Source organism: Blautia wexlerae (assembly GCF_013300825.1).
Classification (GTDB): Bacteria; Bacillota; Clostridia; order Lachnospirales; family Lachnospiraceae; genus Blautia_A; species Blautia_A wexlerae_B.
In genome coordinates, this window is sequence record NZ_JAAIMY010000004.1 from 24,723 (window position 1) to 37,252 (window position 12,530).

Annotated in this window: 14 protein-coding genes; all 14 read right to left on the minus strand. The window is 39.6% G+C overall.

What is annotated here, in order from left to right:
• Window positions 1-13: 13 nt before the first annotated feature.
• Window positions 14-1,981, minus strand: a complete 1,968-nt coding sequence (locus tag G4417_RS03340) for an ABC transporter permease (protein ID WP_021739837.1) — start codon at window positions 1,979-1,981, stop codon at window positions 14-16.
• On the minus strand, window positions 1,971-2,741 hold the full coding sequence (locus G4417_RS03345; RefSeq protein ID WP_003061398.1) for an ABC transporter ATP-binding protein: 771 nt from the start codon (window positions 2,739-2,741) through the stop codon (window positions 1,971-1,973). Before G4417_RS03345 ends, G4417_RS03340 begins: the two co-directional genes overlap by 11 nt.
• A gap of 166 nt (window positions 2,742-2,907) precedes the next feature.
• On the minus strand, window positions 2,908-3,138 hold the full coding sequence (locus G4417_RS03350; RefSeq protein ID WP_003060191.1) for a hypothetical protein: 231 nt from the start codon (window positions 3,136-3,138) through the stop codon (window positions 2,908-2,910).
• A 15-nt stretch (window positions 3,139-3,153) separates the two neighbouring features.
• A complete protein-coding gene (locus G4417_RS03355) occupies window positions 3,154-3,483 on the minus strand; it encodes a DUF3784 domain-containing protein (protein WP_003061243.1) in 330 nt (109 codons plus the stop codon).
• Window positions 3,484-3,497: 14 nt separating this feature from the next.
• The gene (locus G4417_RS03360; RefSeq protein ID WP_005342572.1) at window positions 3,498-3,707 is read right to left on the minus strand and encodes a helix-turn-helix transcriptional regulator; all 210 of its coding nucleotides are present in this window, start codon (window positions 3,705-3,707) and stop codon (window positions 3,498-3,500) included.
• Window position 3,708: 1 nt separating this feature from the next.
• Window positions 3,709-4,023, minus strand: coding sequence for a DUF6442 family protein (locus tag G4417_RS03365; RefSeq protein ID WP_055157126.1), 315 nt, complete (start codon window positions 4,021-4,023; stop codon window positions 3,709-3,711).
• A gap of 144 nt (window positions 4,024-4,167) precedes the next feature.
• A complete protein-coding gene (locus G4417_RS03370) occupies window positions 4,168-5,079 on the minus strand; it encodes a conjugal transfer protein (RefSeq protein WP_173682634.1) in 912 nt (303 codons plus the stop codon).
• Window positions 5,080-5,095: 16 nt separating this feature from the next.
• Window positions 5,096-6,103, minus strand: coding sequence for a lysozyme family protein (locus tag G4417_RS03375; protein ID WP_129981353.1), 1,008 nt, complete (start codon window positions 6,101-6,103; stop codon window positions 5,096-5,098).
• The gene (locus G4417_RS03380; protein WP_173682635.1) at window positions 6,100-8,310 is read right to left on the minus strand and encodes a CD3337/EF1877 family mobilome membrane protein; all 2,211 of its coding nucleotides are present in this window, start codon (window positions 8,308-8,310) and stop codon (window positions 6,100-6,102) included. The genes G4417_RS03375 and G4417_RS03380 overlap by 4 nt, the downstream gene beginning before the upstream one ends.
• Entirely contained in the window at window positions 8,310-10,760 is a 2,451-nt protein-coding gene (locus G4417_RS03385; RefSeq protein WP_173682636.1) for an ATP-binding protein, read from the minus strand. The genes G4417_RS03380 and G4417_RS03385 overlap by 1 nt, the downstream gene beginning before the upstream one ends.
• Window positions 10,738-11,136: a conjugal transfer protein gene (locus G4417_RS03390; RefSeq protein WP_113655970.1), complete on the minus strand. Its 399-nt coding sequence runs from the start codon at window positions 11,134-11,136 to the stop codon at window positions 10,738-10,740. Before G4417_RS03390 ends, G4417_RS03385 begins: the two co-directional genes overlap by 23 nt.
• A gap of 118 nt (window positions 11,137-11,254) precedes the next feature.
• Window positions 11,255-11,758 carry an antirestriction protein ArdA gene (locus G4417_RS03395; protein ID WP_002323345.1) on the minus strand — a complete coding sequence of 168 codons (504 nt, stop codon included), beginning with the start codon at window positions 11,756-11,758 and terminating at the stop codon, window positions 11,255-11,257.
• A 17-nt stretch (window positions 11,759-11,775) separates the two neighbouring features.
• Window positions 11,776-12,279: an antirestriction protein ArdA gene (locus G4417_RS03400; RefSeq protein ID WP_148461407.1), complete on the minus strand. Its 504-nt coding sequence runs from the start codon at window positions 12,277-12,279 to the stop codon at window positions 11,776-11,778.
• Window positions 12,198-12,494, minus strand: coding sequence for a conjugal transfer protein (locus G4417_RS03405; protein WP_173682637.1), 297 nt, complete (start codon window positions 12,492-12,494; stop codon window positions 12,198-12,200). The genes G4417_RS03400 and G4417_RS03405 overlap by 82 nt, the downstream gene beginning before the upstream one ends.
• Window positions 12,495-12,530: the final 36 nt, after the last annotated feature.

Below are 12,530 nucleotides of genomic sequence, written 5' to 3' on the forward strand. Positions count from 1 at the left end.
GAGCTAGAAAAATCTAACTCGCCTCATTGATATTTCGTTTGAAACCGATATACGTTGCTATCCAGTAAATACTATAAATTAGGAAGAAGATAATTAAATTCAAGCCAAAGTACATTAGATAAAGGTGTTTATCTCCCAAAATTTGTTGATATACATTATTCAATGACGACATCATCACGAAAGAACATAATATTGCTGATATTGCAGGGACACAAAATAATATCAATAATTGTTTTCTGATTGTCTTAAATAGCGACTTGTCATTTATTCCTAATCTTCGCAAGGTTAGGTAGCGATATTTGTATTTAGTAGAGTCGCTCAATGATTGAACTGCCAAAATTGTCCCTACTGCGGAAATCAAGATAAATGCAATATACATAAACAGACTGACTACTATTGCAACCATTGCTTTTTGTTGTTCTATTTCTGCACCTCTTACGTTTACTCTATACGATTCGTCATTTATTTCTCCATTTTCATCAACCTTTACTAATTGATGTTGCATATCTTCTTTTATCTTATTTTCTAATTCTGCGTCTGTATCTTCTTTTGTATCTATAATCAAATGATTTTCTGATACTTCAAGTCCTTGAACATATTTATCTGGAAGTACAACAACAAATCTGCCAGTATTAGTTATAGAGTTCCAATAAGACTTAGTGTCATATCCTTTTAATTTCAAATTTTTATTTGCTACTGTTATGGTTTCAATATCTTTGTTATCTTCAACCTCATATGCAAACTTGCTATTTGTAACTATATAGTATTCGTTATCATTTAAAGAAAGCAACGGCATCTTTCTTAATTCTAGTAATCTATTATAATCACTTAACTTCAAGACTGGGTCAAAATCATAATATTCTGATTGGAAAAAATTTTGTACCTGATGATTCGGCTCTTTATAAATGTCGTACTCAATGGTATTATCAATCGTATATTCTTCTTCAATTACTCGAATATATTCATCAAATACCTGCTTATCATCAAAGAGTTGTACATCATATGGTGCATTTAAATTCACGCTGATATCATACGAAGCTTTGTTGATACTAGAATAATTCAGAGCCAGCAGTGAAATTAAAATCAACATAGACAATGTACCAAATGTGAAGCTCATTGTTCTTGCTTTAGAAGCAAATGTTCTTGCTACAAACAGATTATCATTTTGATATTTCATTTTTTTATTCTTTAACAAAACAGTCAAGAACATATCTGCACAAGTTGTAGATATACCATAAATGCTGATAATCAACATGATTACGCTTACCATCAAATAGGTAAGTGTTTCTTGCTTATTAAAATTATCCATAGTACAACGTGAATTCCAGAGAAAAAGAGAAATCGCACCAAGAATAATACTTAAAACAAAAATGACATTTCTTTTTTTACTGTCACGGAACATTTTCTTTTCATTTTGTTTATCAAAGTAAAGAAAATCACGTATCGTCATTTTACTTATTCTTCTTAATAGATTAAGTAAAACCAAAACATAAATAGTTAAAAAATAAATTATCAATAGTCCAATAGAAACAAAATTCAAAGAAATAAAGAGAGTTTTTGGAATACCCAGTAAGTTTACAATTACTAACGACACAAACTGGCTGAATAAAAAGCCAATAGGAATAGCTAATACAAATGCTAAAATTCCCAACAGTATATTTTCAATTATAACTAAGTGGGCAATTTCTTTTTTCTTAATGCCAAGAAGCATATATGTTCCTAATTCTTTACTTCTTTTTTCAAACATAAATTTCGTTGTATAGTTGATCAAAAAGCATATCACAAAAATAATAAGGATATTTACAGCGAACAATGAATTCTTAAATGCATCCATACTGGAACATAACTTTACAATTTCATCAGAACTTGCCACCAAATTAAAAGCAAATATAAGAGAAAAGGATGCAGTAACGGTTATCAGATAAATCAAATAATCTTTAATATTTCTTTTTGTATTTCTATACGCTAACTTACCTAACATTTCCCACTTCACCTCCGAGCAAGGTTAATATATCCAGTATTTCATTGAAGAAATCTTTTCTGCTTTTTTCCCCTCTGAAAATTTCATTGAATATTTTACCGTCTTTCAAGAACAAAATACGTTCACAGAAAGACGCACTAAACGGGTCATGTGTTACCATTAAAATAGTAGCCTGCATTTTCTTGTTGATTTCAGACATTGTTTCCAGTAATAATCTGGAAGCTTTTGAGTCCAAAGCTCCCGTCGGTTCATCAGCTAAAATCAGTTTCGGTTCATTGATTAAGGCTCTAGCACAAGCACAACGCTGTTTTTGTCCGCCAGAAACTTCATAAGGAAATTTCGATAAAATATCACGAATACCCAATTTATCGGCGATAGCATGAACTCTTTTCTCAATATCAGTAGGGTTCTGTTTGTTGATAACCAATGATAAAGAAATGTTTTCTCCAATCGTTAAAGTATCTAAAAGGTTGAAATCTTGAAAAATGAACCCTAAATTTTCACGTCTGAAATCAGCAAAATCTTTATCCTTGATTTTGGTAATATCTTGATTATTGACTGTAATGTGTCCGCTGGTTACAGTATCAATCGTAGAGATACAGTTTAATAGGGTAGTCTTTCCAGAACCACTAGCTCCCATGATTGCGACAAATTCGCCCTTATCTACATACATAGAAATACCGTCTACTGCCTTTGTGATATTTCCAGAGTTACCCCCGTAGTATTTTTTTACTTGCTCTAAATTTAAAATGTGTTCCATTAAAAATCGCTCCTTTCTTCCTGCCACATTTATTTGTTTTGGAATACAATTAAATTATAGCAAGGGCAGTATTCAATTACACTTACAGTTTTGAAAGTAAACAGAGAGTAAAAGAGCCGTGATAATGCAGATCACAATTTTGTGAAGCATTTCCACGACCCTTTTATTATAATTTTGCCTTTGTCTTTTTCGTAATGATATAAATATATTCTTCTGGTGTAGGGCGTTTATTCCCAAAATACTTTTTGAAATTTGCCTGCACCTCTGGGTCGGTGCTATTCATAGCTTCATCAATCGTAGCTTCAATATCCGCCCGAACATCAGCCAATGATACACCGCCAGCTTTTGCACCAGCTTTCAATGCCTTTTTTATATCTCTTTTGTTCAGTCCTATCATATTCATACCTCAATTCTACTTTTTAAAGCTAATAAGTTTTCCATTGTATTTTACAATGATGAATATGATATAAAACACTCCTACAACAATCAAAATAAGACCTATGTAATAGCCTAATTCAGAATGAGAGATTAAATTGATAATCGGCATAACAAGAATACCAATACTAACCAGTAAAGTGCCTATTCCTATTTTTTTTGTAAACACCTTTTTATCTTTAGGGTCAAGTTGTGTATAATGATAACCATGTAATAAAGTAATATTCTCTTTTATACCTATTTGATAAGATGTAAAAAGTAAAAACAATCCTATAACTATTTCAACAATCAATTCCTCTAATTCCATAATCGTTCTCTCCTTTAATCAAAATAAAATAATTCTTCAAATTTTTTATCTAAAGCTATACAAAGCACTAATGCCAATTTTGCTGTTGGATTAAATTGTCCAGTTTCAATAGAACTAATTGTATTCCGAGAAACCCCGACTAGTTCAGCTAATTCTGTTTGTGATAATTTTTTTTCTTTTCGTACAGTTTTTAATCTGTTTCGCAAAATTAAATGTTCGTCCATTCTATAAACCTACCATTAAAAATTTATAAAAGTAATACCCCATAAATAGAAGAAAGAATAAAGCAATAACAAATTTGGATTTATTTTTTGAAATATGTGCTTCATAACCCATAGAGCCAAATGCCACAGACCCAATAATTGTCATTATGTCATAGTAAGGTTCTTTACAAACTGCTTTAATGAAAAGAATTAAAATGCAGATAAATAAAACAAACATTAAGCCAAAAGATTTCCCTTGAAGTTTAATATGTTTTTCGTATTCATCAAGATATAGATTCTCTTTTTTGTTTTGTGATAGTATTTTTTCTTTATCCATTATATAACGCTCCTTTCAAATAATACCAAGTACACTTGTCATTTATATTATAGCATTCGGTCATTACAAGTCAATATTTTTGCACAGTTTTCTTGTCGTTTTGTAAAAGCGTGCAAATCTGATAGGAAATGCACGCTATATCATTTATCCTACAATCTTCCAGTTACTATCCTTATGTAGCACAAGCTCATACTGCGATACCTGCGTCGCTTTTGTCTGATTATCAAGGAATTTCACAACAACCTTGACTTTCACATTATCCCCGTCTTTTGTAAAGATAGGGTTTACTAATTCAGAATAAAGGTAGTCCTTGCCGATAGGTTCAATCACATTTCCCGATACATAGTAGGCAAGCTCTTTTTCTGTCGCTGTCGGATACAGCTTAAAGAATGTTTCCAGAAATGCGGTAGCGTCATTGACAGTACCAGCGTCTACACTTGCGTCTGTTTCTGGTGTCTTTGGCTCATAGTCTGATTTTTCGATTGCTGGTGCAAGGGTAGGGTTCTGAACGATTACCATATTCCCGTCTGCGTCCACATAGACTTTTACAGTATAGGTTGCTTTCACATTGCTTGTCTGTTCTCCCTCTTTTATCTGCTGATCTACTTCGTAGGTAGCAGAAAAAGTGTCCGTTCCCGACTGTTCGATACTCCATACAATCACATCTGTAACCGTGGAGCTGGTTGGTATATCGGTTCTAATGGTATCCACATTCAAGCCCTGCAATTCCTTTGTCAGATAACCGTTGATTGCCTGCGTCCTTGCTTCAATCGCTTCTTTGCTGTTATTCCATGTGTAATAGGACTTCGCAAAATTCTTCACGAAATTTTCTATCCCGTTGGTGTCCTGCAAGCGAAGTTCAATGATTTCTTTTTCATGGGTGGTGTGCTGGTCGATAGCCGTAAAATTCTTATACACCCCAAAGCTCACGCTTGCGACAAGCACCACCCACAACGCAATCACGGTTTTCTTATGTGTGCCTACCTTGACAGTACGCACCTTTTTTTCTTTTGGTTCTTTGATAGTTTCTGTCTGTTTCTTATTCTTCTTAAACATATTTTTCAAGTCCTTTCTATTGTTTTACTCGTCCTGCACCGATTAAGTGCTGTTGCCAGTAACTACTACTTAGGTCTGCATATCCTATCGGGTCGCCTGCATGGTACATCTGGTTATTTCCTACATAAATGCCGACGTGGGTTACATACGAACCAGCGTTATAGGTAGAATGGAAAAACACCAAGTCCCCAGCCTTTGCCTGCGAGAGTGGGAGATGTTGGGTAGCGTCATACTGTGCTTGTGCCGTTCTCGGTAAAGAGATACCAGCTTTTCCATAGCACCATTGCACAAGTCCGCTACAATCAAAGGAAGTGTTCGGGTTACTGCCACCATATACATACTTCCAGCCTTGATATTTCAACGCTTCATTCATAATCGCTTGTGCCGTCGCATTATCAAAATGTGCCACGGTCAGATATTGATTGAGTAATTCGACGTAGAACATATTTCCGTAACCATATCGCCAGCCCCCGTTCTTCGCAACGGCTATCGGGTTAGTATAGGTTACTTTCTTTCCACCCGACTTTTCACGGGCGAAGCTCTCTGCAAGATTAAAAGTGTGTTTCTTTCCTTTTCCAGCTACATAACCCACATAGCCACCGCCATAGTTATAAGACTGTATTGCTACATTCAAGTCGTCGATACCTTGATTTTTGCAGGAAGAAAGCAGGGACGCAAAATACTTACACCCCTGCTTGATTGAGCTTTCCGTATCTAAAGAGTTGGGCGGTAAACCCAGACTTTCCGAACTCTGCATAACATCTTCTGCCGTACCGCCACTTTCTACTTGAATGATAGCAAGTAGCACATTGACATACTCGGAGATACCGCTTTCTCTGGCGTACTTTTCCACCATAGGCTGATGTTTCAAGACTTCTGCGGATAAGTTCATACCCGTAATGCCAGAAGAAAAGTTGCTGTTCTCATCGTCGCTGTCCGCACTAATCAGCACCCCAAAGAAAAGCACCAGAGAAAAGAGGATAGGAAACAGACTGCCGATAAGAGCGATATGTTTCAGTTTCATTTTTTCTTCTGTCCTTTCTTCGTTACAAGGTTACGAGTTTTCTCTATGGTCTGTTGGTTCTTCTGGACGGTTTGCGTTTGCTGAACCTTTATCCTGCGGTCTTTGGTGTCATTCTGGTGTGTTTCCTGCGATACCACTTTTTCTACATTCTGCCTATGTACTGGCTGTGCAGGCTGGGTCGCTTTTCTATCAGAAGCACCAGAAGATAACGGACGCTCTTTTACAACATTCGTCTTGACTGGCTCACTTGCTTTTGAAGTGGTCGCTGTGGCAGGGCGTTTCACTTCCTGCATTTTTTCCGCACTCGGCTTTGGAATGGTTGAAGCTGTGGCTGGTCGCTCATGGGGACGGGTAGCTCCCGTTGTCGCTGATCCGTCCGTCTTTCGCTGTGCCTGCCTTGCTTCTTGCGCCTTTTGAAGCTCAATACGCTTGTCAGCGATACTCTGTCTATGCTGTGCCTGCCTTTCCAATCGTCCCGACTGTCTGGACTGCTGTTCCTGCACCATGCCACGCTTGAAGTCGGACACGCTGGACTTTGCCTTTTCCTTTGTGGAATACACCGCATAAGCGGTCTGTGTCGGCATATCCTTGATATTCTCTTTGACAGCATTTGCCTTGTCTTTCACTTTATTTTTCGTATCTAAGACAGCACCCACCTTTGAGCCTGCACGCTGTCCCACGCTGGAAGTGGTATTGCCCCGATTTTCTTTAGAAGCGGTATTTTTTCTTTCAGCCCGTTTGCCAGCAACGGCACTTCCAGCAACCGCACCAGCGACACCGCCCGAAATACCGCCAGCACTTACCGCCCTTGCAATACGGTGTTCCATACGCCTAGCCCGATGTCGCATAAACAGATACGGTCTGCGGAAAATCCTGTGTCCCATGCTTTGACTGTCGCCAGCATTAAGTGAGAACATACTCATTAAGTCGCCCAGCTTCATGTAGATACCAGCGAAACACACTATCTGCAAGAACGCCACCATAAAAAACGGATAGTCCGTGGAGATGTTATAAAACATACTGGAAATGCTGAACGCTACTGTTACAATGAGCGTTATTCCTGCCCGTGTCATTATGGTATTAAACACCCTCACGATTGCCTGCTTTGCCATGCTTTCATAACTCGGTATCATGGAAAGTAGAAAACTGATAGGTAAAAACATTGCAAAGATAATAAAAAGTATCTGGCTAAACAACATCATGCCCGTAAGCAAGAATACAAATATTGTTATCCCTAAATTGAAGAACAGTAGGAAGAACACCATACCTAAACGGTTCACTACCTGCGGTATTGTCAGATTGTTGTTGTCGTTGTCCTCGATTTCTGTTTTCACGACTTCCTCTCTGGTTTTCCCGTCCTCGTCCTCTGGACTTGCCGATACAAGAGCTTCGACACGGTCTGCCCCGATTTCTTCTGTGTTGCTGTTACCGAATTGCAGAAGTAGCCACGGCTGTTCCACTTGAATAGAAAATAGGCTGTCCCGTATCAAGTCCACGCTGTCCTTGCCCTCGCTGTCGGAGTTGGGGAGCATGATTTTTGTTCCCAAGTCCAAAGAAGCGGTACTGATGTCTGATGAAAATTCATTTATCTTCTTGATGTAGTCGGGAGCGTAGGCAATAAACGAAGCGGACAGCACGAACACCACCACAAAGTTGATAACAGCGTGAAGTGCCTTGCTGGTTTCCCGTTTAATCAGTCCCGTATAAGCAACATACATTCCCACCACTAAGATAATGAGAAGCAGGAAACCAACATAGAAGCCCGTAGAAGAAAAGCCGTTCTCGGTTACACCTGCAAGGGTCTGTATGCTCTTTCCGATACTGTCTGCCATATCGTTAATAAAATCAAGTTTATAGGCTTCCTGCACCACATAGCCCGTGGCATTGCTTAAATAAAGGCTTATCGTCCAGACAAAGTTGGTAATGCAGTAAAGCCCGTACTGTACCGATTTTCCAATGCCGTCCAGCCAGTTCCACGGCAACCATGACCAGCTATTATCCACATAAAAATCAAGCTGGTAGTTGGAAAGGGGATATTTTGAGTAAAGATTTTCTGCGTTTATGGTATCGTCTACAAGTCCCGTTGCATGAGCCACCGTCCCCAAAAGTGAAAGCAGGATAAGGGAGAGTGCCACCACGAACAGAGCCATTTTGAGAAAGTGAAGTATCTTCCTTTTTGTGAACGCACCTTTTATCCTTTCTTTCATCACTCCACCTCATTTCTCTGTACGGGCGGTCTGGTATCGAAGGCGTGTAGCAGTTCTTCAAAAACTGGGTGTATCTGTACCACACCGACACGCCCGTATAAGTCCTGCAATAAGCATTGTCCGTTCTCCAAATCACGAAGCCGTTTCTGGTTGTTTTCGTCGTCCTTGTCGATACCGAAAAATTCTAAGGTCTGTTTTATCTCGTTGATGTCAGTAGAACGGAAAGCGAATTTTAAGCCGATATTGTTTTTCAGACTTTCCTTTGACACGTCCCCAGAAGATTGTGTAACGAAATAAACGCCTGCCTGCATAGCTCGTCCAGCACGAACCAGCTTGTTAGAGAGCGTTTCTCCTTGTGCCACATTTAAGAACGCCCACGCTTCGTCAAGGTCTACAATCTTAAAAATACTTCTGTCCGAATGGATAAAATCAAGGGCAAAGGTACTAATCACAATCAGCATAGACACCGACAACAATTCAATGGTCGTGTATTCCTCAAAGGTTGTGTCCTTATCTGGTAATACTAAGTCCGCTACTTGAATGATATTGAGCTGGTTATCCAGACTGATAGCATTTTCCACCGTACCGTCTGAAAACAGCAGGTGTGCAAAATCGTAGTCTGTGAAGCTGTCAATATGGTCTGCAATATTTCTTGATATGGGTGTATCTTCACGGCGTAGCTCGTCTATCACATGGAGCAAACCCCGACTGTCGCTCTGGGTAACGGAACGCACCGCTTTTCGTAACACGGGGAATTTTTCGCCGTCCCTAGAGGAAATACCCGTTAAAAATGTCAAGATGTCGATAGCCAGACTTTCAGCGTCTTTTACATTCTTCATAATCACAAATGGGTCAAGAAGTCCTGCATTTCCTTTATCGCTGGTTAAGTTTACGATATTGATTTCATGGGCTATCTCTGGGAGCGTTTTTTTCCAGTTGCCACGCTCTGATTTTGGGTCTAAGATAACCGCTTGTCCCCCAAAGAGAACAGAGTAGTACACCAGAAGATTGTTGCAGAACGACTTCCCACCGCCAAGCGAACCGACAAAAGCAGAAGCAAGGGCGTTGGTAACTGTACCTTTTACACCTTGACTGGCAAGGGACGGTTGCAGGTACACATTTCTTCCCGTATCAACGGAATATCCCATATAGATACCCGTAGTTTCCCCTAACTGCTGGGTAGCACCAAAGCCAAGTCCTGCCAAGAAGTCTGATTTTACATACTGCACATAATCATTGATATATCGCTTGCTGGCAGGAAGAAATTCAGAATGAAGCCCCAGCATATCCCCAGCAGGACGCACCAGCTTTACATTGAGGTCGTCGTAAAAGTCCTTGACTTCATCACAACGGCGTTTCAGCTCGTCAAGATCGGGTGCAGACACCCGTATCACGTAGCTTAACTTATACATACTTTCTTTGCTCTGGTCTAAGTCTGTTTCCAGTTCGTCCACGCTGTCTAATGCGTCCACCACATTTGAGCTGGTTTCACTTCCTGCTTGATAAGCGTGATTGTCAAGGTCTTTCAATTCCTTTTTCTTATTTCTTACTGTGGTAAGAGCCTTCCTGTTCTCCACGATTTCTACATTCATAGAAGTATCAACGGGGAATGTGAATTGCTGTTGCTGGAAATAAAAGATTTCACTTGACGGAAAATCAAGCTCGCCTACAATCGCATTGACGGTAAAATAAGACACATAGCTTTCCTTGTCCTCATGTTCCAAGCGTAAATACCGCTGGCTTTCCTCAATCACACACCTTGTCGGACGGATAAGGTCGTAGTATTTTATCAGCGTTTCTTTCTTCAATTTCTTCTTTGGTAGCTGGTACTCATAATCTTCATAAGCGATACCGTCCCTGCCGTAAAGATGTTCCATGAGATACCCAAAATCATTGATTTCCAAGCGACGCACCTTAAAGCGACGGGAGATTTTATTTTCCAGTAACTTTTCCATTTTCATGTAACGGTTGATTTCATCATTCGGCATGGAAACAAAATCATTCATCAGCGTATGGTTCACTTCATGGAGAAATTCTGTAAACGTCAGCCACGCCGATTTTTTGATGTTCTTCAGATTGAGCTGTTCTTCCGTAACCATGAGCTTAAAGCCAAGAAAAAAGCGGTAGTCCACTTGATTGTCCCCAATCATAGATACTAACGCTTCGGTCTGTTCGTCTATTTTCTGGTAAGCAACTTCCTTTAATTTTCCCGTTACCAGTTTCTTTGACTGTTCCTGCATACTGCGGATTGAGCTTTCTGTGGCAATCTGCAAGGCATGAATTTTACCCTCATGGGACTGTGCGATAAGCTGGCGAAAACTGTCATGCACGATAAATTTCTGCTCTGCGGATAGAAAAGAATAGTTGTACGGTATCAGCTCATAGTAGGCGAACACCTCATTGTCCTTGTTCCAGACAAGGTTATTGTCAATATATTTTATCGGGAACATAGTTCACACTCCTTACTGCCGTGATTGTTTCATTGAGTATCTGCTTATGCAGTTTTACGGCTTTTCCTGCATAAGTGATTTTGGGTCTTAACACATAGGTTATCTGTGATTTCAAAAAGCTGTACGGCTTCTTTCCGTCAAAAGTTTTCTGCGACATGAACCAAGTGAGAGCAACGGGAATACCGAAGTATTTGAGAAATGCTCCCTCAATCATGGAAAGTGGGGGAATATCCCCAAACAGAATGATGATAAATTCTGTAATCACAAACCATGTAATCTGTGTAAAGGTAACGGGAAAGGGTAAGTTAAAGTCATTGATTGCATACAAGACTTTTTCCACGTTCCAGATACCCGTGTAAGATTTAATCTTTTTCAAGTTCTTTCAGCTCCTTTCGTAAGTTCTTCAAAGAGAAAAGGACAGCCATGTTTCAGACTGTCCCTTAAAGAGAAATACGCTGTCAGTAGCAACCATGCTTGTCGCTGATCGTCCAGCGTTAATATGGTATCTCGCACATACCTCGGCTTGTTTCAATAAAGCAACCGCCCATATCCAAATCTCGCCCGTAGGCTTCATAGTCAATGTAGTTCTGTAAGCTGGGTGGAATATCTCCAAGTGCCTGCAATTCGTCTATGTAGTAGTAGGCAACATCTGTCATGGTTTCACAGTCGGGATAATAGTAAATATCGTCCTTATGTTCCACGACTTCTTCCAGCGTCCCATAGTGGCTGATAAATTCGTCCAGACACTCTACGATATAGTCGGGAAGTTCCTCTATCATTTCATACATCTCATTGAGTTCTTCAATAGAAACATACTCGCCAATCGCAATGGGGAAGTTGTCGGTATCATGGATAGCGTATTCCTCATACTGTTCATTTAAGCCGATTTTTTCTTTTACATCTTCCTCGTCAATGGGAAACGTGAACCAAGCACCGACTAAATAGCCCTCATTGTATTTGCCAAGATTAGCAATATAAACCGCCATATCATCAATCATAAGCACCACCTCATTTCCTACTCTGGCAGTTCAAAGATACCGTGTTCCGTTACTAAAAATTTCCCGTGTTCCTGCAAGTGAGAAGCGTAGGCTTCAAAGTCAAAGTAATATTCTTGACAGTCCTCGGACAGATGTTTGAATGTCGGGTCATTCATCAGCTTTTGCCTTGCAATATCAATCATGCTTTTGCAGTCGGGATAAACCGTAATCACGTTCCTGCAAATATAAAGTGCTTCTAAATTCTCAAACACCGTAAGTAGTGATACATATTCTTCCTGCATATCACTTGAAAGCTGGCGGTACATAAAATCTAATTCGTTGAGCTGGTACACGCTGGTATGTTCGTGGACTTCATTAGCATAAGGCAACACCTTTTCGATAATGCGGTAATCCCCACTTTCTGCACCGACACCTAACTTTTCTTCAAACTCGGCAACCTCTATCGGCAGGTCGAACCAGTATGATATTGTTTCTTCGCCAGTTGCTCCTTTCGTTTCCACCAGCACCCTTGTTTCCTGCATTGTTCCTCACGTCCTTTCTGTTGTTTCATCACATCTTTTAAGGTCTGGTACGACATACCAAACACATATTTATAAAAATCGTCTAACTGTCTTTCTTCATAGTCGGCAGGGTTCAGCCGTTTCATTTCATGCCACACCTTACGCTTGTAAGAGGGCAGGTCGGAAATGTATTCACAGCCGACTTTTGCCTGCATATCCTTAAAAATATCGTTCATTTCATCACTCCAATCTGAAATTTTAGGTAAGAAAAA

Excerpts from the sequence above, each read along its gene's own strand:
- G4417_RS03380 (WP_173682635.1), bottom strand. The coding sequence starts at position 8,310 with ATGAAAGAAAGGATAAAAGGTGCGTTCACAAAAAGGAAGATACTTCAC.
- G4417_RS03395 (WP_002323345.1), bottom strand. The coding sequence starts at position 11,758 with ATGATTGATGATATGGCGGTTTATATTGCTAATCTTGGCAAATACAAT.
- G4417_RS03350 (WP_003060191.1), bottom strand. The coding sequence starts at position 3,138 with ATGATAGGACTGAACAAAAGAGATATAAAAAAGGCATTGAAAGCTGGT.
- G4417_RS03340 (WP_021739837.1), bottom strand. The coding sequence starts at position 1,981 with ATGTTAGGTAAGTTAGCGTATAGAAATACAAAAAGAAATATTAAAGAT.
- G4417_RS03400 (WP_148461407.1), bottom strand. The coding sequence starts at position 12,279 with ATGCAGGAAACAAGGGTGCTGGTGGAAACGAAAGGAGCAACTGGCGAA.
- G4417_RS03405 (WP_173682637.1), bottom strand. The coding sequence starts at position 12,494 with ATGAACGATATTTTTAAGGATATGCAGGCAAAAGTCGGCTGTGAATAC.
- G4417_RS03345 (WP_003061398.1), bottom strand. The coding sequence starts at position 2,741 with ATGGAACACATTTTAAATTTAGAGCAAGTAAAAAAATACTACGGGGGT.
- G4417_RS03360 (WP_005342572.1), bottom strand. The coding sequence starts at position 3,707 with ATGGACGAACATTTAATTTTGCGAAACAGATTAAAAACTGTACGAAAA.
- G4417_RS03355 (WP_003061243.1), bottom strand. The coding sequence starts at position 3,483 with ATGGAATTAGAGGAATTGATTGTTGAAATAGTTATAGGATTGTTTTTA.
- G4417_RS03365 (WP_055157126.1), bottom strand. The coding sequence starts at position 4,023 with ATGGATAAAGAAAAAATACTATCACAAAACAAAAAAGAGAATCTATAT.
- G4417_RS03375 (WP_129981353.1), bottom strand. The coding sequence starts at position 6,103 with ATGAAACTGAAACATATCGCTCTTATCGGCAGTCTGTTTCCTATCCTC.
- G4417_RS03385 (WP_173682636.1), bottom strand. The coding sequence starts at position 10,760 with ATGTTCCCGATAAAATATATTGACAATAACCTTGTCTGGAACAAGGAC.
- G4417_RS03370 (WP_173682634.1), bottom strand. The coding sequence starts at position 5,079 with ATGTTTAAGAAGAATAAGAAACAGACAGAAACTATCAAAGAACCAAAA.